The organism is Dermabacter sp. HSID17554, from assembly GCF_003989295.1.
In the GTDB taxonomy this organism is placed as follows: Bacteria; Actinomycetota; Actinomycetes; order Actinomycetales; family Dermabacteraceae; genus Dermabacter; species Dermabacter vaginalis.
Window position 1 is genome coordinate 444,003 of record NZ_RBLW01000001.1, and the last position, 23,534, is coordinate 467,536.

The window sequence follows — 23,534 nt, forward strand, 5'->3', positions numbered from 1 at the left end:
GCCAATCCCCGGTGAGCGGAAAGCTCTAGTCGCTCACACGCTCGGCGAACGCGGGAGCGGCGTGGATGATCTCGTCCATGTCACACGACCGCACGAAGGCCGAAGCGCCTTGTTCGCGCGCGGGGTCAGCTGCCCGGCGCCTCGTCACGGCGAAAGCGAAGCCCCGAACCTCTTGGGGTGCATAGCCAAGCTCGTGCCACGCGGCGAGGACGTGCCTCATCGAGGCCTCAACCGCACCCGCCGTCGTCAAAAAACGAAGCTCAACGCCCTTCTCACGCGCCTCGGCGAGGGCCTCCCACGCTCCGCCAACGGCCGCGAGGTCCCGCGAGAGCGGGTCAACGGCAACGCTTCGCACTCCCGCGTCAAGCGCCGCACGCACGATGCCCACGCGCGCGTCAACAGCGAGCGTGAGTTCTTCCGTGGCGATCCCCCGTTCAGCGGCTCCGGTCACGCACGCCGAGAAAAGGTCGGTGAGCGCCGTTCGGCCAATGGCGCGATGGAAACGATAACCGGAAGCCGTGCGCACACGGCCCTCGACAGCCCTGAGTGCGCCTCGCTCATCGAGCATGACGCGCGGCCGCGCGCCGGGTACCCGTTCGCGAAGCACGGAAACCTCCGCGTCGATGCCCTCGGCAATGAGGGTGGGAAGTTCGCGCACGAGTCCCGCATCGGCGAGCGCGAGCTCGCCGGAGGCCATAAACACCGAAGAGGCGCACGAAACAGGCCCGAGTCGCACGAGGCTCAACGGGCCCTCATACTCGAAAAAAGCAAGGCGGGCCGCGTCGAGACGCGCAAAGGCCGCGTCGCGGTTAGCGCGCCACCGTGTGCCTTCGCCCGGACCGATCCGCCAACCATAGGGCGCGAGGTCTCCCGAAACTGGAAGCATCGCAAGGGACGCGGGGAGCACGTGATCGAACGGGCCCTCGCCACCGAGCGCCAGCGACGGCTCGGCCTCGATTCCTTCCTCGAGGCTCGAGCCGAGTAGGGAACGCATCCGCTCAAAGCGCGCAAAGAGCGGCCCGGCGACGGATGCCGACGTAGCCTCGCTCAGAGCGAAGGTTCCGTCGGAAAAAAGCGTGAGGAGCGAAGAAGGCGCTCCCTCGTGCACTGTCATGCGCGTGAGTCGAGAGTGGCCGAGGCGAGCACGCGATCGCCCGAATAGAGCACGAGAGTCTGCCCGGGGGCGACACCTCGAATCGGCCTCGCAAGCTCGACCGTGAGACCCGCGATTGCGCTCGCGCTGTCGTCGCCAGGCTCAACATCCGTGATCACGCCGGGGATCGCCTCCCCGTGCGCGCGAATCTGCGCCTCGACCTCGCGCCCGGAGTCGAGATCTTCGAACGGCACGACCTCGCTCGCCATGAGCGTGCGCGTTGAGAGCAGCTCCGCCGCCCCCACGATCACCTGGCGCGTGTCGGGCTTCACATCGAGAACGTAGCGCGGCTTGCCATCGGGGGCCGGGCGACCCAAGTTGAGGCCCTTGCGCTGGCCCACGGTGTAGCCATACGTGCCCGAATGTTCGCCAAGCACGCGGCCATCCATATCCACGATCTCGCCTGGCTGCGCACCGAGCTCGCGCTCGAGAAAACCGCGCGTGTCGCCATCGGGGATGAAGCAAATGTCGTAGCTATCGGGCTTGTGGCCCACGCCGAGCCCACGACGGTCCGCTTCGGCGCGCACCTCGGCCTTGTCGGCGAAGCCGCCGAGCGGGAAAACCGAGCGCGCGAGTCCCTCGGGACCCATGACGGCAAGAACGTAGCTCTGATCCTTGTGCATGTTGGCGCTCCGGTGGAGCGAGCGCGCCCCACCGGGCCCCTCGTTTCGCACCGAGGCATAATGCCCCGTGCACACCGCATCGAAGCCGAGAAGACGCGCACGGTCCATGAGTGCCGCGAATTTGATGCGCTCGTTGCAGCGCACGCACGGATTCGGGGTGCGGCCGCGCGAATACTCCGAAAGGAAATCCTCCACCACGAGGTCGTGGAAATCGTTCGAAAGGTCCCACACGTAATACGGAATCCCAATGTGGTCGGCCGCGCGGCGGGCATCAGAGGCATCTTCGACCGTGCAGCAACCGCGCGAGCCGTTACGGGTCTGTTCGCGGTTTTTTGAGAGCGCCATGTGGACGCCTACGACGTCATGCCCCTGCTCAACGGCAAGCGCCGCGGCTACGGCCGAATCGACGCCGCCACTCATCGCGGCAAGAACCTTCACCTCGCACCTTTCGCTCGAAAATCTCGAAAACGCCCTCCACTGTACAAAGCCCAGACACCGCGCACATGGGATGCGCGGGACATCTCACGAAAATTTTCCACCATTCGAGGCAACTGCGCGTGCCTTCTCAAGAACGCCCGGAAGAACCCTTACGAGCGCCTCCACATCGGCCTTCGTGCTCGTCCAGCCAAGGGAGAACCGGATCGCGCCGCGCATGAGGAGATCGGAATACCCCATCGCGGTGAGCACGTGGGAGGCCTGCGTGACGCCCGCGTGGCACGCGGAACCCGCAGAACAATCAATGCCCTCCTGGTCGAGGAGAAACAGGATCGCATCCTGATCCGCGCCCTCGAAGCACACGTGGATCACGTGCGGGGATCGCGGCGCATTTTCGGCCGTGAAGTGGGCCCGCGGGTCCATCTCGCGGATGCTCTGGCGCAAAAGCTCGGCGAGCTCATCGCGCTCAGTGCCACGAGCCTTCCGTTCCTCGGCACTCTCGCGCAGCGCCACCGCCAGCGCGGCGGCGTGGGGCGCGTCGAGCGTGCCTGAACGGATCCCGCGCTGCTGGCCACCGCCCGTGCCGAACGCGGAAAGCTTCACGGAGGGGTCTGCAACGAGAAGGCCCGCACCCACGGGCGCGCCGATCTTGTGGCCCGTGATGGAACATAGCGGGATCTTCGAGAAATCCGGCGGTGCCATGTGCGCCATGGCCTGCACGGCATCGGTATGCACCACTGTTCCGTAACGCGAAGCAATCTCGGCGAGAGCCTCGAGATCCTGAATTACGCCCGTCTCGTTGTTCACGAGGGCCGCGCTCACAAGGGCTGCGGCTTCACGACCCTCGACGGCCGCAAGAAGTTTTTCGGTCGCGGCAAGATCAAGGCGACCGTCGGAATCCACCGGCGCAAGCTCCCCACCGAGCGCACGCACGGTGTCCACGACCGCGGGGTGATCCGTCGAAAGCCCCACGACGCGTCCGCCGATCCCGCGCAGAGCAAGGTTATCGGCCTCCGTGCCACCCGAGGTCATGATGATCCAACTGCGCGGAACACCGAGCACATCCGCGATCTCCGCCACGGCGTCGTCAAAAATCCCGCGCACGCGGCGGCCCGACGCGTGCTGACTCGAAGGGTTGCCGAGCGTGCGGGCAGCCTCCGTGTATGCCTCGAGTGCGCTCGGGCGGATCGCCGTTGTTGCGGCGTGATCGAGATACACGCGGCCTTCTACCATGGTTTCGTTACTCCCTCGTCGTCGCCCTTGCCGCCGTCGTCGCCCTCGCCATTCGAAGGATCGTCGCCGCCGTTTTGTTTCTTGAGCTGTTCTTGCTTCTTCTGTTCTTCGGGGTCAGGCGTGGGGCTCTGGCCGTCCTTGCCATCACCGTCAGGATCGGTCTTCTTCGGGTCGTTCTCGGGGTTCTCCTCGTCGTTCTCCCCTTTGTCGCTCGGCCCCTCGCGCTCTTCCTTGCCTGCCTCACGGTCGGCCTCTTTGCGTTCTTCTTCGATCTGCTCGCCCGATTTGCCGGTCGAGCTCTTGTCCTCATTTGAATCGGAGGCACTACCGCCGTTTTGACACGGCGCAAGAACCTCTTCTGCCGAATACAGAAGATCCCCGCGCTCGCCTGGGTCCTTCACCCCCCGTGCCTCGCCCGCCATCGCTACCGCGAGGTTATTTCGGATCTTGCACTCGGCATGCGGCGGTTTGTTGAGGTCCATCCCCGTCGTCCACTCGCTCAAGGCCTTTTCAAGCTCTCCTCGCGCCTCAGAAAACTTATTCTCGCGTAGGTATGCGGTGCCTTTGGTGAGGTGCGGGAGGTAGGGCTCGAAGAGATTGACCTTCTCGACTGGGCCTAGACGGTCCCTCGCGTCCTCGTAGTGTTCATTCGAATACGCGCCAAGCGCCCAGGCCTGGGTCAGCGGCATCGAAACGAAGCGCACGATACCCGCGGTGAGCACGAGCACGGGGATCGCGATCAGGAGCGCGCCGATGATCCGCAATGTGCGAAATCGTGAACGGTCGATCCCGAAGTTTCGGCCTTGACGGGCCGAACGGCGAAGGCCTAAGCGCTCTCGCCACGTGAGCTTTGGAGCATCGTGCCTGTTCTTCACCATGGCTATCTCCTTCCGGCACGAGCCACATCTGCGCGACTCAGGGTCTTGGGCAGGCGGAGAGTCAGCTCTGCGAGCTCCCAGATCGCCAACAGGGTAAAGGCGATCGAGGCGATCCAGTACCAGTCTTCGAAACTCGGAACGGCCTGCTCCTCGGTCGTATCAATGAGCGTGAGGTTGAGGTTCTTCCACGTTTCTTCAAGGCCGTCTTTTCCGCCCGTGCGGTGAAGGTAGCTCACGCCCATCTGCTGCGCGATAAATTTGAGGTTCTTTTCGTCTATTTTCGAAAGGCCGCGGCCACCCGAGGGGTCCTTGATGTATTCGCCGTCGTTCTCGCCGCCAACGGCCTTCATGGGCCCGCCTTTGGGGGTACCGTAGCCCAGGACCGCCCCGCCATCGAGCTTCCCACCGAGCGCCCCGAACGGTTCGGATTCTTTGTTGTCGGTGTTTTCGCCGTCGCTCAAGAAGTACACGAGCAGGCGCGAGTCAGGATCGTCTTTTCGCGTTTGGTCCACGAGTTTCTGCAACGCTCCGCGCGGGCGGTCCACGTTGGAGCCTCGCGAATAGGCCGTCAATTCGGTACGTGCCGTGTCGATCCACGCTTTGACAGCGCCGGCATCAGTTGTGAGTGGAAGCTGCGCGGAGGCACTCGAATCGAACGTGATAATCGAGAATCGCGCGCCCTCCATGCCGTCCATAATTCGCCTCATGTCGGCTTTAGCCCCGTCGAGGCGCGGCTTCGAGCCATCGAAGTCCTCGGCACTCATCGAGCCCGTGAGGTCCACAACGAAGATGACGTTGGCGTTGAGGCGCTGCGTACTGAGCGCTTCATCGCCAGTCACGGGGCGCAGGGCCACGACGGCGAGTGCGAGCACCATGAGAAGACGCCGCAGCCAATCGAGGCGCGAGCCCTTGCGAACGCCGAGAAGAACGGCGCATGCGCTCACGCTCGGCACGAAGATGAGTACGATCGCCCACCACGGCATGATCGGGTGGATTCCCAGGTTCATCGCTGCCTCCATCCCACGACGATCATGGCGAGCAGCCCGATAAGAGAAATCGTGAAGAACAGTGCTGGGTGGTCGGTGCGGATCACACGCGGAATCGCGCCCATGTCGGCAGCTTGCGCCTTTTGAATCTCGGCGATGATCGAAGGGATCGCTCCAGGATCGGCCGAGGCCCAAAATTTTCCGCCCGAACGCTCGGTCTCGCTCTGTAGCTCTTGCGCGCAGTTACCCGTGCATGAGGTCGCTCCTGGGTAGAACGTCCACATCGTGATGTCCCTGTTGATAAGGGTGTCGACCGCAGCGGGGGTTTCGTAGATGCCCGTGCCTCCCGGTTCATTGTCGGTCGCGACCACCACGAAGCGGGAGCGCTCCTCTTCCGCGTGATCGAAGAGCTGCCCGCATGAGGCCAGGCCATTGCCGATGAGCGAGGGCGGCAATGTTTCATCGTAGGTACCGCCCATAAAGTCCCAAAACTTCTCGATGTCTTCTTCGCTGTATTGCGCCGTACCCATGCGGTGGGCAACGGGATTGTATTTGAGCGCGTCGATCCCTCGCTTAAGTTCGCGGCGGATCAAGCCGTAGTCATTTGTGAGCGGGAAAACTGTCCGTGAGGTCGAGTTGAACACCGACAGGCCCACGCGCTCCCCCTTAAAGCCTTCCACGAGCTCGAGGTAACTCTCGAGGATTTCGCGGTCATAGGGCAGCATCGAGCCGGAAACATCGAGACACAGCACGATGTCGCGGTTCTTGAACGAGGGAGTTTCCACTCGCTCACTCGCGAGGCGTCCCGAAAGGAGCGCCCCCGTGAGCACGAGTGTGCCCGCGAGTGCAACGCTCACGAGGCGGAGAACGCGCGAGGCGCGCTGGGCTCGGCGCACGCTTGGGAGTTGGTCGAGGTAGCTCGTGTTTCCCACGAAAAGTGCGCGATGGCGCACTACGCGTCGGTTGAGGTACGCGAGGGCCCAAGCGATGAGGCCCGCGATGAGAAGCAGGCAGCTCAGCCACCAGAAACTCATGACCATGCGCGCACCACCGCTCTCGCTGCGTGAAGGCTTTCAGAAAGGCGCGTGCGGCTTTCGCGCGCATATCCGGCTTCGTGCGTGCGCGTGAGGAGAGTTCCGACGGTTGCCGTGCGGGGATCGAGCACGACTCTCTCGAGGGGTTCTTGGCGAATATCGAGCCCCTCGCTGCGGAGCACAAACACGCGCAGAACTGCTTCGAGTTCGCGGTGGCCATCACGGGCGCTCATGGTGCCTGCCTCGACTTTCTCGCCGATGGCATTGATCGCGCGGAGGAACTCGGCCTTGAGGGCATCGGACGCGCCGGGACGCTTTGCGTAGGCGCGACGCTCCACGAGCCATCTCGTGAGGCGAAGCAGCGTAAGGATAAGCGCGATGATCATGAGCGCGCACAGCACGGCGAGAATGAGCCACGCGATCGAATACTGGGGTGGGTCAATAATCTCAAGGCCGTCCATGGCGCGCCCCCTGCCTGCGGAACATCTCGATCATGTCGTCGACAACGTGGTCGTCGCCGTCGGTGAGAGTGTGGACGATCCCGAGCGAATCGAGCATCGCCGTGATCTCGGCTTCACGTTTCTCGCGGAAGGCATCGGCTTCTTTTTGTACGGCCGCGACCGTTCGCGTGTGGCGCAGAATCTCGCGGGGGTAACCCGGGTCAATGATGTCGGCTTCGAGGTCAACGCGACCGAGTGGGTCGGCGTCACGAATGCGCACAACGAGCACGTCGTGCCGGGTCATGAGGCGGCGAAGCACGCCTTCGCACTCGGGGCCCGGGTTCGCTTCATCGGTGATCAGGAGCATGAGGCTTGAGCGGCGCGTGAGACGCAAGGCGCGCGTGAGCGCCCACTCGACGTTCGCGGGAGCTCCGCCGAGGACCGTGTTCTTTTGGAGGGTGCGCAAAAGAAGTTCAAGGTGGCCACGCGAGGAGCGCGCAGGCAGCTGCAATTGATCGCCGGGGGTGCCCGCGACTAGGCCCACCAGATCGCCGTTCGCGTGCGCGAGGTAGCACAGGACACCGGCCGCGGTCACGAGCGCATCGCGTTTCACTGTGCCATCGGCGGCATTCGCTGCCATCGCACCCGAGGTATCGCCAATCACGCACAGGTAGCGCACGCGCTCCTCGTTGAATTGGCGAATGAGGGGCTCGCCGCTTCGCGCGGTTGCCTTCCAATCAATATCCGAGATCTTGTCACCCGGCTGGTAGTACTTCAGGTCGTCGAAATCCTCGCCACTGCCCTTGAACAGGGAGCGACCACGACCAGCGATCAGACCACGCACCTTTTTGGTGGTCGTGATCTCTACCTTGGCCTTGACCCTCGTGAGAAGCGACGCCAAAGCGACCTCTACGGAAGCGGAACCGCGGAGAAAACCGCGTCGATGATCGTCTCGGGCGTAATTCCGCTCGCGAGCGCATCAAAGGTGAGCACGAGTCGGTGGCGCAAAACCGAATAGCGCAGCGCGCGCACATCGTCCGGAGTGGCGTAGTCGCGCCCCTCCACGAGCGCGTGCGCCTGCGCGACGCGCATGAGGGCGAGCGAGCCACGGGGCGAGGCGCCTACGCGCACCGACTGCGTGAGGTTCTGAATGGGGCGCGGGCCGGAGCCACGCGTCGAAAAGACGAGGTCGATGATGTATCGCTTGACCGCGGCATCCACGTATACGCGATCAACAGCGCGCTGGAGGAACTCAATGTCGTCGAGGCTCACGCTCGGCTGCACACTCTTTGGCGCGCTGAGCGTGCCCGATGTCGAGCGGTCGAGAATTTCATGCTCTTCCGCGGGCCTCGGATAGGTGAGGATCTCCTTCATGAGGAAGCGGTCCATCTGCGCCTCGGGCAACACGTAGGTGCCCTCTTCCTCGATCGGGTTCTGGGTCGCGAGCACCATGAACGGGTGCGGAAGGGGATACACCTCGCCGCCGATCGAGGTCTGGCGCTCCTGCATCGCTTCGAGCATCGCCGACTGGGTTTTCGCACTCGAACGGTTAATCTCGTCAAGGAGCACAATGTTCGCGTGCACGGGGCCGAGCTGGGTCGTGAACTCGCCCGTACCGTAATTGAAGATCTGGGTACCAATAATGTCGTTCGGCATGAGATCCGGCGTGCATTGAATACGGCGGAACGAGCCGCCGATCGCACTCGCGAGCGCCTGTGCCGCGGTCGTCTTCGCGAGACCGGGAACGGATTCGAGGAGCACGTGGCCGCCAGCTGCGAGGCTCGTCAAAAGTGCAAGCCTCAAGCGTTCCTGGCCCACAACGCGCGAGCCGAACACGCGGGCAATGCTCTGGACGATATGCGCCGCCCGCTCGCGCTCGGCTGGCCCGAGTACGGGACTTTCTGGCTGGAATGTACGCGTACGCCCTGGCTGCTCGCCCACCGGACGCGGCGCGGGAGCCCCACCATTCACACTCATGTACGTACCTCTTTTGCCGCTTCCCAGTCGATCACTCGTGCGCGAAGGCGCGCACCACGCCTCGACAATACCGAACCGCCCTCCAACGCACGTCATAAACACGGCAAACAACGGAAGTCTGGAACAATGTTGCCGTGAACGTTCCTCCTCCCCCCACGACACCCGGCCTCACCGTGAACGCGGCAGGCGTCGGAACCTACTCGATCCCCGCCCCGCGCGCCGAGCGAATTGACCTATGCGTATTCGAGGGAGGGGATGAGCGCCGCATCCCGCTCCCCCACGTTGATGCGGGAGTGCACTGGGGTGCTGTTGAGGGACTCACCGAAGGCACGCACTACGGTCTGCGCGCCTACGGCCCCTGGGCTCCCGAGCAGGGCCTCGTGTTCAATCCGAACAAACTCCTCATCGACCCCTACGCCCACGGTATCGACCACGCCTCCTCACTTCTCGAATCGATGTTCGCCCACACGGTCGATTCGGGGCTACGACCCGTCGAGCCCCTCCAACTCGACCCGCACGACAATGCTGCCTCAGCGATCCACTCCGTCGTCACACGCGTGAGCCCCGAACGCTTCGACCCCTCACTGCGCCCCCGCACCGCGCTTCGCGACACCGTCATCTATGAAGCGCACGTGCGCGGTTTCTCAAAGCTCAATCCCCACCTCCCGCCCGAGCTGCGCGGTACTTACGCTGGGCTCGCCCACGAGGCGTCGACCACCTACTTACGCGATCTCGGCATCACGGCCCTCGAACTTCTCCCGATCCATGCGGCTCTCGACGAAGTTCACCTCACGCGCCTCGGCCTCACAAACTATTGGGGATACAACACCCTCAGCTTCTTCGCGCCAAACCCGCGGTACGCGACCAAAGCGGCACGCGAGATGGGCCCCGGCGCCGTGCTCGCCGAAGTGCAAGACATGGTGAACGCCCTTCATGCCGCTGGGATCGAAGTGATCCTCGACGTCGTCTACAACCACACGGCCGAAGGCGCTAAGGATGGCCCCACCGTCTCCTTCCGCGGGCTCGATGCGCGCGAATACTACTGGCAGGATTCGGGTCACCTCGCCGACTTCACGGGCACGGGCAACACGTTCGACGCACGCAGCCCCTACGTCGTCGACCTCGTCATGCGCTCGCTGAGGTTCTGGGCCAACACCGTGGGAGTCGACGGCTTCCGCTTTGACCTCGCGACGACCCTCGCCCGCACTGACCACGGCTTCGACCCGCGGCACCCGCTGCTCACCGCGATGCGTACCGACCCCGCGCTCGCGGGCATCAAGCTGATCGCAGAGCCGTGGGACGTGGGCAGCTTCGGCTGGCAAACGGGGAACTTCCCCGCAGGCATGAGCGAGTGGAACGATTCGTTCCGGGACGACATACGCGGATTTTGGCTCTCGAGCAATCGGGAGCTGAGCGAGCACGGGGCTCCGCAGCACCCGTATATTCGCGATCTCGCCACGCGGTTCGCGGGCTCCGCGGATGTGTTCCGCCGGGCTGATCCACACGACCTTCCCCGAGGCCGCTCGATGCGCTCGCCACTCGCGTCCATCAACTTCGTGACCGCGCACGACGGTTTTACACTCGCCGACCTCACGGCCTACAACGACAAACACAATGTCGACAATGGCGAGGACGGCCGGGATGGCACCGACAACAATCGCTCGTTCCACCACGGCACGGAAGGCCCCGATACCGCGCTGGACGCCGTGCGAGATCGAAGCGCACGCAACCTTCTCGCAACGCTCCTCACAAGCGCGGGAGTCCCCATGCTGACCGCCGGCGACGAACGCCTGCGCACGCAAGCGGGCAACAACAACGCCTACTGCCACGACAGCGCTCTCACGTGGCTTTCGTGGGAGTCAAACGAGCGAGTGGAGCGCCACCTCACCTTCACAAAACAGGCCATCGCTGTGCGCCACATGCTCAGCTCTCTTCGCCCCTCGACCTTCTTCGACGAAGCGAGCCTCGAGGATCGCGACTCGGGAGGCATCACGTGGCTCAAGGGCGATGCCTCCCCCATGAGCCACGCCGACTGGTTCAATCCCGAGCGCCGCCATTTGAGCATTGCCATTCCTCACCGCGACGGTCTCACCGTGGTGGTCATGAGCAACGAGCAGGGTCCTCGAGAGGTGCAACTGCCCGCGAGCGCCTGGGGCGCGGGCCCGCTTCGAATCGCCCTCGACTCCTCGCTCGGCGGTGCAAGCCTCGACGTCGAACACGAGCGTCTCCACCTCGATGGGCCCACGCTCGTCGTGGTGCAGTCCAACGGTTGGCGCTCGCCCACATCGCAGGCGGAAAGTGCCGACAATCTCCCAGCGCATCCCGATAAACTTTGAGGCGCAGATCACGACCGGGCCGAGTTTGGGAGGCACAATGGCCACGAGGGCGAAAGCAGCGATGACCACCGGAATCGGGCGCATCCCGATCACGTCCGTCTCACCGAATGTCGACGGCGGTCGCTTCCCCGTCAAAGCGGTCGTGGGTGAGCGCGTTCGGGTGCACGCCACGAGCTTTCGCGAGGGTCACGATCAGATGGGCATGCAGCTCCTCGTGACCGATCCCGAGGGCGAGACGCTGCGTTCCCCCATGGTGTGCACGAACCCCGGTCTCGACCATTGGGAAGGCACCTTCCGCCCCGACCGCGAAGGGGAATGGTCCTACCGCATGGAGTCGTTTGACGCCCCGTATCTCACGTGGGCGCATAACGCCGAGGTCAAAATCGCCGCGGGCATCGATGAGGAACTCATGTGCGCCGAAGGCGTGATCGTGCTGCGCGCCGCGCTTGCCGAAATCGCCAAGAAAAAAAGGCCGAAAGCCCATAAGGCGCGCCTCGAAGCGGCGATTGACGCCCTCACCAACACGAGCTTGCATCCGTCGGCCCGCATCGCCCCCGCGATCGCCGCCGATATGCACGAGGCGATGACCGAGTACCCCCTGCGCCGCTGGCCCACGCGCTCCACAAAAATCGCGGTGCGCGTTGAGCGCGAACGCGCACTCTACGGCTCGTGGTACGAGTTCTTCCCGCGCTCCGAGGGCGCCCACTTTGACCCCGAGCGGGGTGGCTGGGTCTCCGGCACCCTCGAAAGCTCTCTCCCGCAACTCGAGCGCATCAAACGCATGGGCTTTGACGTTGCCTACCTCACCCCAATCCATCCGATCGGCACGACCCACCGCAAGGGTCGCAATAACACGCTCGAGGCACTCGAGGGGGATCCGGGCTCGCCTTACGCGATCGGCTCTTCCGACGGCGGCCACGAAGCCATCCATCCCGACCTCGGCACGATCGAGGATTTCGACCGCTTTGTTGCGCACGCGAAAAGCTTGGGCCTTGAAGTGGCCCTCGATATCGCGCTCCAGTGCTCACCCGATCACCCGTGGGTGAAAGAGCACCCCGAATGGTTCGTGGTACGCGCCGATGGCTCGATCGCCTACGCCGAGAACCCGCCGAAGAAATACCAGGACATCTACCCCCTCAGCTTCGACACCGATTACCGGGGCCTCTACGAAGCTATCCGCGACGTGCTCGAATACTGGATCTCTCACGGCGTGACTCTCTTTCGCGTGGATAACCCCCACACGAAGCCCGTGCGCTTTTGGGAAGAAATCCTTGCCGAGTTCCATGAAACTCACCCCGAGGTGCTTTTCCTCGCCGAGGCCTTCACGAAGCCCGCGATGATGCACACGCTCGCGAAGGTGGGCTACCACCAGTCGTACACGTACTTTGCGTGGCGCCATAGCCCCGAGGAACTGCGCGAATACATGGAGGAACTCAAGGCCGCGGCCCACTACATGAGGCCGAGCTTCTGGCCCACGACTCACGACATCCTGACCCCCTTCATGTCGCAGGGCGGCTGGAATGCCTTCCGCCTTCGCGCGATCCTCGCCGCCACTCTCTCGCCCACGTGGGGCATCTACTCAGGCTTCGAGCTCGTGGAAAGCACGCCGAGGCCCGGAGCCCAGGAAAACATCGACAACGAGAAGTACGAGTACAAGCCTCGCGACTACGAGGGGGCCCTCCACTCGGGTCGCTCGCTCGAACCGCTCCTCACCCGCCTCAACGAGATTCGCCGGGCCCATCCGGCACTCCAGACGCTCACGACCACCCACTTCCACGGCTGCGACGACGACCGCGTGCTCGTATTCTCCAAGCACGTCGAGGGCCGCGATACCGAAAATGGGTTAGATGACACGATCATCGTCGTCTCGATGACCGACGCGCAGGGCGGAACGTCGACGTGGGTGCACATCGACACCGAAGCGCTCAACATCCACTCCGACTACATGGTCGAGGATCTCCTCACGGGCGAGCAGTTCCTGTGGGATCGCGACAACTACGTCGAACTGAGCGCCGATTACCGCCCCGCCCACATCCTCCGCGTTATTCGCTACTGAGCGCCGTCACCAAAGGAGATAGACATGAGCGCAACACCTCCCCTCCTGCCCGCGAGCGAGCATGAGCTCGGTTCGGTTGCCACCGGCTCGTACTATTCACCGCACTCGATCCTCGGTCTCCACGAGTACGAGGGCGGATACACGATCCGCACTCTCAAGCCTTTCGCCGACAAGGTCGAAGCTTTAGTGCGCCTCGAAAGCGGTGAACGTCTCGAAATTGAGCTCACTCACGAGTACAACGGCATCTTTAGCGCCGCTTTCGAAACCCCCGATTCACCGATCGTGCTGCATCGCCTGCGCGTCACATGGCCGGGCGGGGGCACCGAAATCGTCGATGAGCCTTACCGATTCCTCCCCACGATCAGCGACTTCGATCTGCATCTCATCCGCGAGGGGCGCCACGAGGAGCTGTGGCGTGCGCTCGGTGCGCATGTGCGCACGCTCGACGGCATCCAGGGCACGAGCTTCACCGTGTGGGCCCCGAATGCCGCCGCCGTGCAGGTGATCGGTGACTTCAATGGTTGGAATGGCCGCCGCACGGCCATGCGTTCGCTCGGTGACTCGGGCGTGTGGGAGATTTTCCTTCCCGGTGTGCGCGCGGGCGCGGTCTACAAGTTCCGCATCCTCGGCGCCGACAAGGTATGGCGCGAGAAGGCGGACCCGATGGCACGACTCGCCGAAGTGCCCCCTGCAACGGGAAGCGTCGTCGTCGACTCAGATTTCGAGTGGAGCGACGAGGCGTTCCTCGCCGAACGCGCCGCGAAAAACCCACTCGAATCGCAAATGTCAATCTACGAAGTGCACCTCGCCTCGTGGCGCCCCTACACCTCGTACCGCGATGTTGCCGAGCCTCTCGTGGAGTACGTCAAGGGCATGGGGTACACGCACGTCGAGTTCCTTCCGCTTGCCGAGCACCCCTTCGGCGGCTCGTGGGGCTATCAGGTCACGGGCTACTATGCGCCGACCTCGCGTCTCGGCCACCCCGATGACCTGCGCTATCTCATCAACGCGCTCCACGAGGCCGGGATCGGCGTCATCATGGACTGGGTTCCCGCGCACTTTCCGAAGGATGAATGGGCCCTCGCCCGCTTCGACGGCACCGCGCTCTATGAACACGCCGATCCGCGCAAGGGTGAACACCCCGATTGGGGCACCTACATCTTTGATCTCGGCCGCACCGAGGTGCGCAACTTCCTCGTGGCGAACGCGTGCTACTGGCTCGAGGAATTTCACGTTGATGGCCTCCGCGTCGATGCCGTGGCGTCGATGCTCTACCTCGACTACTCACGCAACGAAGGCGAATGGATCCCGAACGAATACGGCGGGCGCGAGAACCTTGAGGCGATCGACTTCCTCAAGGAGGTCAACGCGACCGCGTACAAGCGTGCTCCCGGCATCACGATGATTGCCGAGGAGTCCACGTCGTTCCCGGGCGTCACGAAGCCCACTGACCAGGGTGGTCTCGGCTTTGGCTTCAAGTGGAACATGGGCTTCATGCACGACACTCTCGAGTACCTCGGTCAGGATCCGATCTACCGCCAGTACCGCCACCACGAACTCACGTTCGCGATGGTGTATCAGTACTCGGAAAACTTCATCCTGCCGATTTCTCACGACGAGGTCGTGCACGGCAAAGCTCCGCTCTTGCGCAAAGCTCCCGGCGATGATTGGCAGCAAGCCGCGAACCTCCGTGCGTACCTGAGCCTCATGTGGGCGCATCCCGGCAAGCAGCTGCTGTTCATGGGCTGTGACTTCGCGCAGGGAACGGAGTGGAACGAAAACCAGGCCCTCCCGTTCTGGCTGCTTGATTTCCCGCTTCACCAGGGCGTGAACGATTACGTGCGCGACCTCAATCGCGTGCAACGCACGTACCCGGCACTCTTTGAGCTCGATCAGGAGGGCGCGGGATTCCGCTGGCTCGATGCCGATGCCGCGGGCCACAACCTCGTGGCATTCGCGCGCTACGACCGCGAAGGAAATCCCGTTGTCGCGATCATCAACTTCTCCCCCGAGCCGTGGCGCGCCTTCCGCATTGGGCTTCCCGAGGGCGGAGCGTGGGCCGAGATTCTCAATTCTGACGCCGTGAGCTACGGCGGCAGCGGCGTGGGCAATCTTGGCCGCGTCCAGGCGGAGCCGGTTCCATACGGCGGCCTCGACTACTCGGTACGCGTGAGCGTTCCGCCGCTCGGCGCCGTGTTCTTCACCCCCGAGAGCAACGTGCGCCAATAACCACGCGGGCATAGAGAAGAGGCTTGCGATCCCCGAACGGTCGCAAGCCTCTTTTTCTCTGTGTTCTGTGCCTTCGCCCGGGGCTTCTAGAACATGAGGCGGCTGAGTTTCTTTCGTGCCTGGAGCACGCGGTCGTCCTCGGCTCCTACAACATCGAAGAGTTCGAGCAAGCGCGCGCGGATGCGGTCCCGTTCGGCGGGCGTATCGCGGAAGGAGGTGAGAAGGCGCGCGAAGGCATCGTCCACGTGCCCGCCGAGAAGGTCGAGGTCGGCGGCCATGAGCTGCGCGTCGGTGTCCTTCGGGTTCGAGGCGGCGGCCTCACGGCCTGCCTGCAACTCAACGTCCTGAGTCCGTCGCATGAGCGCGATCACCGCGAGCCCCTTCTTGGCCTCACTTTCACCGGGGTGCTCCTCGAGATAGGCGGTGAACGCCGCCTCAGCACCATCCATGTCGCCGCTTTCCATCGCCGAGTAGGCCTTCTCAAGTGCCTCGGGAAGCGCCGGCTGCTCGGCCTCCTCTCGCGGTGCTTCGGTGTGCATGCCTTCCTTGCCGGCGAGGGCGGCAAGCTCGTCCATCACGGGGGCAAGCTGTTCTTTCGTCACCACGCCTTCGAAAAGCGGCTGCACCTGCCCCTTCATGAGCAGCACTGCCGTGGGGAGCGACTGAACGCGAAGCGCCGCCGCAACACGCGGCTGCTGATCGGCATCGAGGATCGCGAGACGGATCGTCCCGGCATGTTTCGCGATGACCGAACGGAGTTCGTCGGTAAAGGCCGCACCGCCGTTCACTCGCGCACTCGTCACGAAGAGGATCGTGAGGTGCTGCGCAGAATCCTTGATGAGGCTCTCGAGGTTCGCCTCGCTCACCGCTACTTCGCCCTCGAGCGGATCAGACGTGCCGCCGGTCTGGTTTTCTTTCTTGAGCGTGTTGAAGTCCATCACGCCATATGAGCTCGTCATCGTTTCTCCTTCGTCGTTCGCCTGGTTCTCGATCAGCTGCCAGAGACCGAGAGGAGGACCTTATAGGCCCCGATCGGCTGGATTTTTGCGCCAGATTCAGCCGCGGGGATGTGCAAGAGCACCGTGGTGCCGTAGGTGCGCACGAGTTCTTTTTCGAACTTCTTCGTGCCCGCGAGCTTCGTGTAGAGGTTGTCATCCGAGTACGAGATTGAACCGGAGTTCACGCTCACGCGACGAGTCGAGGTGAGGGTGCCCATCACGACGGCGCCGCCTTCTGCGGTCCCGAGGCCAAGGAACTCGTCCTCCTTGACCGCGTACTCCTCACGAACGGAGGCGACTTCATCCCAGTCCACCCCCTCGTTCATTTGCGCGCGCTCACCTTGAATTTCCGCGTGGGCGCTCTGCTGGAACGGGTCCTCGAGAATCAGGTCGTCAGGATCAGCGTTGTCATGTCCGTCGGTGAGAACGGCGGCGTACTTCGCAAACGCCTCCTTGGGCGTAAGCACGAGGCCTTGCTCCTCGAGACCAACCTGCGTCGTTCCAGCCTCGGCACTCGGCACGGTCGGCATCTCAATACCGGCGGCCTGGCGCGCCCAACCCCACGAGGTGTATTCGGAGCGTGCGTCCTTTTGTTCGAGGCCAACGAAAAAACGCGCCTCGCCCGCGTTCGCCGCGTCGTCGACGAGCGCAAGCGCGTAGCGGGGGAAGCCTTCCGCTGTTGAGGAGATCGGTACCACTAGCGAGTCACTTGGGCGCTGGAGGGCGCTTTCGTGTTCGGGAACCTTCCCGATAATGTCGTATGTCGCGCGGCGAAACTCGGCGGCACTTCCCGAGATGCGCGGGGCGAGGAGATCGGCATTCTTCTCTCCGTCAGCCTTTTCAAGTGCACTCGCGTACTGCGTGAGGATCTCACCGAGCTTCGTTCCCGTGAGTTCAGGGGTGGGGCTCGCGAGTTTGGGGCCGGGATCGACCTTGGGCGGTTTCGTTTCGCTTCCGCATGCACTCAGCGCACCTGCGGCGGTGAGCGCGGTCAGCCCGAGGAGGCTGCGCCTCGAAAGTCCTGTCATCATTCTTCCTCGATCGGTGTGGCAATGGGGTCGGTCATCGTGGTTGTGGCGTTGCTTCCGTTGGCACGCCTGCGGCCGGGGCGCACACTCGCGCCTCCCGCGCTGGTCTCGCTCTTATCGAGCTCAAGAGCCTTGAGCCGGTCGGTCACGTCATCGGGCGTGCCGCGGCGGCGGCCTGGACGCGCAACCGTCACGGGAGTATTGGCGGTGGTCGCCTCGACGGCTGGAGCGGGTTCGGAATCCTCCGCCGTTTCGGCAACAGCGGCTGCGGCAGACTCGGTTTCCGTCTCCCGAGCCTCGACCGGCTCAGGTCCGTGCGATGCCTTAGCCTCAGGGGCCGGTTCCGGCTCGAGCGCCCGCCCGGGTTCAGCGGCAATCTGAGATTCGTGGGAGGCGTCAGCCTCGGGGGTCAGCTCCGATTCGGCGGGCTCACCGGTTCCGACGCCTGCCTCCGCGACGCGTGAACCCTGCGATGAGGCCTCTTGCACCGACGGCTCCTCCTCACCTGAAGCCTCCCCCGAGGTGGAGCTAGCGTCGGACTCTCCTTCGCCCTCGTTGAGAACGGGCCGGTCCCGCAGCGCTTCTTCGAGTTCCAGATCACGCTCAGGACGCGAATTGAACGCGATGAGGAGCAGCACGAGACCGATGATGAGCAGCACGGCGCCGACGGCATACGCGTACGGCGTCCACGGGTTCGAGGCGTGAGACGGCCACGTAATCTGGACCTCGGTGATGGTCGAGGCATCGCTATCGTTCGCGAGGAGAATTGCCCGATACGGCTGGCGGTTCTTCGGATCGAGCTCCGCCTTCGACCACTCCTCGATGGCAAAGGTCTCTCCCGATTTTTTCTCCTCGACTTCGGACCACAGATCCGAGTTCTGGACGCCCTGGGTCCCCTCGCTCTGATCGGCATTCTCGGTGCTCGTGGCAAGGGTCGACCAGTTCGAAGCACCCGTGATCGCCGTGTACTTCGATTTTGCGAGGTATTCCTTCACGGTGCCTTCGGGGGCAGAAATCATGAAGTAGTCACCGCTCGACTTAATCGTCACGGTGCCTTTCTGCCCTCCTACGTACAGCACTCCGGGGTTGATCACGACCGCTGCCCCGGGATTATTGAAGCTTGCTTTCGCGGTGTGGTTCTCCTTTGGTGCCCACACGGTTTGGCCGGCCCATCCGAGCGCGAGTCCCGCAAGACCGAGGAGGATGAGGATGCCCGCTAGCCACTTTCGCACGAGGACACGACCTTTCGCTCTTCCGACGTCATGAATGCTGCTTTTCACAGTACCCACCTATTTTGTCGAAGTTTCCCGGCGATGGTCTGAAGGCCGCGAATGGTAGTGGGCAGGCCAACACTTCATGTAAAGAGCGTTCAAAGACCCATCACGTAGGCTTTACCGGTGCGATTAGTTCTAGCGGAATGTTCTGTCAATTACGTCGGTCGGCTTACGGCGCACCTCCCGCGAGCCCCTCGGCTTCTCGTGGTGAAAGCTGACGGAAGTGTGCTCGTCCACTCCGACGGCGGCAGCTATAAACCCCTCAACTGGATGGCACCGCCGTGCACGCTCGCGATCGAACCCGCCGAGGCCGAGGACGCCCTCGAAATGTGGAAGGTTACGCATAAGAAGACCGGTGACAGCCTTGAAATCACGGTGTTCGAGATTTTCGAGGAGATGAGCCGCGATCTCGGAATCGACCCTGGTCTCCAAAAGGCAGGCGTCGAGGCTCATCTGCAGGCGCTCCTCGCCGAGAATATGGCAAGCATCGGTGAGGGCTGGAAGCTCGTGCGCCGCGAATACCCCACCGCGATCGGCCCCGTGGACATCCTCGCCAAGAACCCCGAAGGCGAAACGGTCGCGATCGAAATCAAGCGACGCGGTGAAATCGACGGTGTGGAGCAGCTGACCCGCTACGTTGAGCTCCTTAACCGCGATCCGCTTCTCGCGCCCGTGACGGGAATGTTTGCCGCGCAAGAAATCAAGCCGCAAGCGCGCACGCTCGCGAAAGACCGCGGCTTCGAATGTCTCACCCTTGATTACGACGAACTTCGTGGAATCGATAACTCTGAATTGAGGCTCTTCTAAATGGTCACGCGCATCGACGGCACCGCCTTCCTTTCCGGCTCCTTCGTTCCGGATGCCGCGATCCTCCTCGAGGACGACACGATCACCTACGCCGGCCCGGCACGTGGTGTGCCAAGCGGCCTCACCTTCGACGACCACGTGCGCCACGACGGCCTTATTCTCCCGGGACTCGTGGACCTCCACTGCCACGGCGGCGGTGGATTCTCCTTCCCTGACACCGAGAACCCGGCGCAGGCGGCGCCGGCCATCGCGGAGCATCGCGCACACGGCACGACGAGCATTGTTGCCTCACTCGTGACCGCCGCGCAGGACACGCTCATGTCGAGGGTGCGCGCGCTACGGTCGCTCATCGAGGCCGGAGAGTTGGCCGGAATTCACCTCGAGGGCCCTTTCATCTCCCACGCTCGCAAGGGCGCTCACGACCCCCAGTTCATCGCTGAGGGGGACGCCGCGCGCACCCTCGAGCTACTAGAGGAAGGCGGCGGCGCCATCGCGACCATGACAATCGCCCCCGAAGCCGATCTCGATGGCAGCGTGTCCCGCGCCCTCATCGCGCACGGCGCCCTCCCGAGCTATGGCCACACGGACTGCACCGGTGAGCAGATGGTCACCGCGATCCAGAGGGCTCAAGAAGAGCTGGCAAGCGTCGGACCCGTCGCCCGTTCCCTGAAGCCAACCGCCACCCACCTGTTCAATGCGATGCGCCCCATCCACCATCGCGACGCCGGCCCTGCATTCGCCGCTATCGACCAGGCCGCCGCCGGCACGGTCGTCGCCGAGCTCATCGCCGACGGCGTCCACACGTCCGCCGACACCGTGCGCTACACGTTCGACCTCATCGGCGACGGGCACATCATGCTCATCACCGACGCGATGGCCGCGACGGGAATGGCCGACGGCGACTACGTTCTTGGCTCGCTTCCCGTCACGGTCAAAGACGGCGTTGCAACCCTCACCGAAGGCGGCGCGATCGCGGGAGGCACCGCCCACCTACTCGACGTCGTGCGCTTCGCCCACCTCGAGGCAGGCGTGCCTCTTGAGCGCGCTGTTTTCGCCGCAACCGCAACCCCCGCGACGGTACTGGGACGCGACGATATCGGCGAGATTCGTGAGGGTGCTCGCGCAGACCTCGCGCTCGTGAGCGCCGAGGGGCTCGAGCCCGAACGGGTCATGCACGGCGGAACCTGGGTGCACTAACCCCCGATACACGCAAAGGCCCCACCTGCACTCGGCAGGCGGGGCCTTCGTGAAAAAGTCTCGCGGACGCTTAAGCGGCGTCACCCTCGAGCTCTGACGACGGAGTGGAGCGCGCAAGAGCCGCCTCGCGCGCTGCCTCCTCGGTGAGGACCTCGTCGGCAACGACGTTCACGGCCTCGTCGTCAACGGAGCAGAAACCGCCCGTGACCTGGAACTCGTGCTTCGTTCCACCGACTTCGGTAATCACCACGGGGCCCTCGCTCAGGAGCGCAAGGTGCGGCTCCATGCCGGCCATGATGCCCATCGCGCCGTCGATGGCGAACACCGAAACGTACTCGGCTTCGCCTTCCCAGATGCTGCCCTCGGCCGACACGAAGTTGACCTTCATGGCACTCACTTCGAGGTTTCCTTCTGGATGCGGTCCCAGTTCTTCAGCACGTCGTCAATACCGCCAACGTTGAAGAACGCCTGCTCGGCGATGTGGTCGAACTCGCCGTCGCAAATGCCCTTGAAGCCCTCGATCGTGTCGCGCAGCGGCACGTCCGAGCCGTCCACACCCGTGAACTGCTTCGCCATGTGGGTGTTCTGCGAAAGGAACTGCTGGATGCGGCGTGCGCGCGCGACGATGACCTTGTCCTCTTCCGAGAGCTCATCGACACCGAGCATCGCGATGATGTCCTGAAGTTCCTTGTTGCGCTGAAGAATCTGCTTGACGCGAACCGCGACATCGTAGTGATCCTGGCCGATGTAGCGCGGGTCGAGGATGCGCGAGGTCGACGCAAGCGGATCGATCGCGGGGTACAGACCACGCGAAGCGATCTCACGGCTGAGCTCGGTCGTCGCATCGAGGTGCGCAAACGTCGTGGCCGGAGCCGGGTCGGTGTAGTCGTCAGCGGGAACGTAGATCGCCTGCATCGACGTAATCGAGTGGCCGCGCGTCGAGGTAATGCGCTCCTGGAGCACACCCATCTCGTCCGCGAGGTTCGGCTGGTAGCCCACCGCCGAAGGCATGCGGCCAAGGAGGGTCGACACCTCGGAGCCCGCCTGCGTGAAGCGGAAGATGTTGTCGATAAACAGGAGCACGTCCTGGTTCTGCACGTCGCGGAAGTACTCCGCCATCGTGAGAGCCGAAAGTGCCACGCGAAGACGCGTGCCCGGCGGCTCGTCCATCTGGCCGAACACAAGAGCGGTCTTCTCGATCACGCCCGATTCGGTCATTTCCTCGATGAGGTCCCAGCCCTCACGCGTGCGCTCGCCAACACCGGCGAACACGGAGACGCCGTCGTGGTTGTTCGCCACGCGGTAGATCATCTCCTGAATAAGAACGGTCTTGCCCACGCCGGCGCCGCCGAACAGGCCGATCTTGCCACCCTGCACATACGGGGTGAGGAGGTCAATCGACTTGATGCCGGTCTCAAACATCTGAGTCTTCGACTCAAGCTGATCGAAGTTCGGGGCCTTGCGGTGAATGGGCCAACGCTCGTTAATCTCGAGCTTCTCACCCTTGTCGCCGTTGAGCACATTGCCCACGACGTCGAAAACGCGTCCGAGGGTGAAGTCGCCAACGGGAACGGAGATGGGTGCGCCCGTGTCGCGCACGGCCTGGCCGCGCACGAGACCGTCGGTCGGCTTGAGCGCGATACCGCGCACCATGCCGTCGCCGAGGTGCTGGGCGACCTCGAGGGTGAGGGTCTGCGTGCTAGTGCCGCCATCCTCATCGCCCGTGGGCAGCTCAATCTCGGTGACGAGAGCGTTGTACATGTCGGGGATCTGGCCCGCGGGGAATTCGACGTCGACAACGGCGCCGGTCACGCGAGCGACACGACCGATGGCGGCGCTAGCCTCGGTCTGTGCCGGGGCATTTTCGGTGATGGTCATTCTTTTACTCCAAATGTGCTTTCGTGCTCAGCGTTCTTTCCTGCCGGAGGCATTGAGGGCGTCCGCACCGCCCACGATCTCCGTGATTTCCTGCGTGATCTCGGCCTGGCGAGCGGAGTTTGCGAGGCGCGTGAACTTCTGGATCTGCGTTTCCGCGTTGTCGGTCGCAGTCTTCATGGCCTTCTGCCTGCTCGCGTGTTCCGACGCGATCGATTGGAGAAGGATGTTGATGATGCGCGACTCGACGTAGCGCGGCACGAGCTGTTCGAACACCTCATCAGCGCTCGGCGTGTACTCGTACAGCGGGTACTGCTTCGTCAATCGGCTCTCGGCGCCTTCGGCACTCAACTGCAGCGGCACGAGGCGCACGACATTCACATCCTGGCGGAATCGGTTCGTAAACCGGTGCCCCACGACGTAGAGCTCGTCGAGATGGTCCTCGATTTCTTCCGTGAGTAGAGCCTCGCGGAAGAGTGAGGCGATTTCGCGACCGAGTTTCGGAAGGTCTTCTTCCTTGACACCGATCCACGACTTCTCCGCCGGTCGGTTACGGAACCGGTAGTACGAATCGCCCTTGCGGCCAACGACGTACATGATCGGTTCTTTGCCCTCGTCGCGAAGCTTGTTCGTGAGGTGCTCGGCCTCGCGGATGGCGCTCGGCGAGTACGAACCCGCCATACCGCGATCCGAGGTAATGAGCAGAACTCCCACGCGATTCGAGAAAGTACGATCCGCTTCAAGGAACGGGTGGTTCGTCTCTTCCGAGTGCTGCACAACCGAGGCGATCGCTTTGGTGATCGCTTGTGCGTAGGGCGTCGTGGCCTGCACGCGTGCGTGCGCCTTCGAGATTCGGGCAGCCGCGATCATTTCCTGGGCCTGGAAGATTTTCTTCATGCCCTTCGCGGAGCCGATCCGCTTCTTGTATTCCCTTTGCTGGGCTCCCATATCTCTCCCTCGTGACTAACGTTCTCT

20 protein-coding genes are annotated in these 23,534 nt (G+C 63.5%); 5 read left to right on the forward strand and 15 right to left on the reverse strand.

Annotated elements, in window-relative coordinates; all coding sequences use genetic code 11:
* Positions 1-25: 25 nt before the first annotated feature.
* The 9 genes from D8M36_RS02050 to D8M36_RS02090 all read right to left on the reverse strand — a co-directional run bounded on the left by D8M36_RS02050 (position 26) and on the right by D8M36_RS02090 (position 8,759).
* Complete coding sequence (locus D8M36_RS02050) at positions 26-1,114, reverse strand: hypothetical protein (RefSeq protein WP_126846302.1); 1,089 nt, start codon at positions 1,112-1,114, stop codon at positions 26-28.
* A complete protein-coding gene (gene mnmA / locus D8M36_RS02055) occupies positions 1,111-2,214 on the reverse strand; it encodes a tRNA 2-thiouridine(34) synthase MnmA (RefSeq protein ID WP_126846307.1) in 1,104 nt (367 codons plus the stop codon). Before mnmA ends, D8M36_RS02050 begins: the two co-directional genes overlap by 4 nt.
* Before the next feature lie 84 nt (positions 2,215-2,298).
* Positions 2,299-3,444, reverse strand: coding sequence for a cysteine desulfurase family protein (locus tag D8M36_RS02060; protein ID WP_238638343.1), 1,146 nt, complete (start codon positions 3,442-3,444; stop codon positions 2,299-2,301).
* Positions 3,438-4,322: a hypothetical protein gene (locus D8M36_RS02065; protein WP_126846309.1), complete on the reverse strand. Its 885-nt coding sequence runs from the start codon at positions 4,320-4,322 to the stop codon at positions 3,438-3,440. Before D8M36_RS02065 ends, D8M36_RS02060 begins: the two co-directional genes overlap by 7 nt.
* A gap of 2 nt (positions 4,323-4,324) precedes the next feature.
* Complete coding sequence (locus D8M36_RS02070; protein ID WP_126846311.1) at positions 4,325-5,329, reverse strand: vWA domain-containing protein; 1,005 nt, start codon at positions 5,327-5,329, stop codon at positions 4,325-4,327.
* Positions 5,326-6,348: a vWA domain-containing protein gene (locus tag D8M36_RS02075; RefSeq protein ID WP_126846313.1), complete on the reverse strand. Its 1,023-nt coding sequence runs from the start codon at positions 6,346-6,348 to the stop codon at positions 5,326-5,328. The genes D8M36_RS02070 and D8M36_RS02075 overlap by 4 nt, the downstream gene beginning before the upstream one ends.
* Positions 6,339-6,803: a hypothetical protein gene (locus tag D8M36_RS02080; protein WP_126846315.1), complete on the reverse strand. Its 465-nt coding sequence runs from the start codon at positions 6,801-6,803 to the stop codon at positions 6,339-6,341. Before D8M36_RS02080 ends, D8M36_RS02075 begins: the two co-directional genes overlap by 10 nt.
* Positions 6,790-7,683 (reverse strand): DUF58 domain-containing protein, encoded by an 894-nt coding sequence (locus D8M36_RS02085; protein ID WP_065248004.1) that lies wholly within the window; start codon positions 7,681-7,683, stop codon positions 6,790-6,792. Before D8M36_RS02085 ends, D8M36_RS02080 begins: the two co-directional genes overlap by 14 nt.
* Before the next feature lie 8 nt (positions 7,684-7,691).
* Complete coding sequence (locus tag D8M36_RS02090; RefSeq protein WP_065248005.1) at positions 7,692-8,759, reverse strand: AAA family ATPase; 1,068 nt, start codon at positions 8,757-8,759, stop codon at positions 7,692-7,694.
* Between the two features lie 134 nt (positions 8,760-8,893).
* Between D8M36_RS02090 and glgX the strand changes: the two genes are divergently transcribed.
* From glgX to glgB, 3 genes are all read left to right on the forward strand, one after another.
* Positions 8,894-11,095, forward strand: a complete 2,202-nt coding sequence (gene glgX, locus D8M36_RS02095; protein ID WP_238638344.1) for a glycogen debranching protein GlgX — start codon at positions 8,894-8,896, stop codon at positions 11,093-11,095.
* Positions 11,096-11,156: 61 nt separating this feature from the next.
* Positions 11,157-13,151, forward strand: coding sequence for an alpha-1,4-glucan--maltose-1-phosphate maltosyltransferase (locus D8M36_RS02100; protein WP_238638345.1), 1,995 nt, complete (start codon positions 11,157-11,159; stop codon positions 13,149-13,151).
* Positions 13,152-13,175: 24 nt separating this feature from the next.
* On the forward strand, positions 13,176-15,380 hold the full coding sequence (gene glgB, locus D8M36_RS02105) for a 1,4-alpha-glucan branching protein GlgB (RefSeq protein ID WP_126846319.1): 2,205 nt from the start codon (positions 13,176-13,178) through the stop codon (positions 15,378-15,380).
* 86 nt (positions 15,381-15,466) lie between these two features.
* Here glgB and D8M36_RS02110 read toward each other — a convergent pair whose 3' ends face one another.
* From D8M36_RS02110 to D8M36_RS02120, 3 genes are read right to left on the reverse strand one after another with little or no spacing between them, the layout of a single operon-like run.
* The gene (locus D8M36_RS02110) at positions 15,467-16,339 is read right to left on the reverse strand and encodes a tetratricopeptide repeat protein (protein ID WP_126846321.1); all 873 of its coding nucleotides are present in this window, start codon (positions 16,337-16,339) and stop codon (positions 15,467-15,469) included.
* A 32-nt stretch (positions 16,340-16,371) separates the two neighbouring features.
* Positions 16,372-17,409 carry a hypothetical protein gene (locus D8M36_RS02115; protein WP_126846323.1) on the reverse strand — a complete coding sequence of 346 codons (1,038 nt, stop codon included), beginning with the start codon at positions 17,407-17,409 and terminating at the stop codon, positions 16,372-16,374.
* Positions 17,406-18,686, reverse strand: a complete 1,281-nt coding sequence (locus D8M36_RS02120; RefSeq protein ID WP_126846325.1) for a hypothetical protein — start codon at positions 18,684-18,686, stop codon at positions 17,406-17,408. The genes D8M36_RS02115 and D8M36_RS02120 overlap by 4 nt, the downstream gene beginning before the upstream one ends.
* A 117-nt stretch (positions 18,687-18,803) precedes the next feature.
* Here D8M36_RS02120 and nucS point away from each other — a divergent pair, with 117 nt between their 5' ends.
* Together nucS and D8M36_RS02130 are read left to right on the forward strand one after the other, a co-directional pair.
* Positions 18,804-19,487, forward strand: a complete 684-nt coding sequence (nucS, locus tag D8M36_RS02125; protein WP_126846327.1) for an endonuclease NucS — start codon at positions 18,804-18,806, stop codon at positions 19,485-19,487.
* Complete coding sequence (locus D8M36_RS02130) at positions 19,488-20,684, forward strand: N-acetylglucosamine-6-phosphate deacetylase (protein ID WP_126846329.1); 1,197 nt, start codon at positions 19,488-19,490, stop codon at positions 20,682-20,684.
* A gap of 70 nt (positions 20,685-20,754) precedes the next feature.
* Here D8M36_RS02130 and D8M36_RS02135 read toward each other — a convergent pair whose 3' ends face one another.
* From D8M36_RS02135 to D8M36_RS02145, 3 genes are read right to left on the reverse strand one after another with little or no spacing between them, the layout of a single operon-like run.
* The gene (locus D8M36_RS02135; protein ID WP_238638363.1) at positions 20,755-21,072 is read right to left on the reverse strand and encodes a F0F1 ATP synthase subunit epsilon; all 318 of its coding nucleotides are present in this window, start codon (positions 21,070-21,072) and stop codon (positions 20,755-20,757) included.
* 5 nt (positions 21,073-21,077) lie between these two features.
* Complete coding sequence (gene atpD, locus D8M36_RS02140; protein ID WP_126846331.1) at positions 21,078-22,562, reverse strand: F0F1 ATP synthase subunit beta; 1,485 nt, start codon at positions 22,560-22,562, stop codon at positions 21,078-21,080.
* Between the two features lie 27 nt (positions 22,563-22,589).
* The gene (locus D8M36_RS02145; RefSeq protein ID WP_126846333.1) at positions 22,590-23,507 is read right to left on the reverse strand and encodes a F0F1 ATP synthase subunit gamma; all 918 of its coding nucleotides are present in this window, start codon (positions 23,505-23,507) and stop codon (positions 22,590-22,592) included.
* Positions 23,508-23,534: the final 27 nt, after the last annotated feature.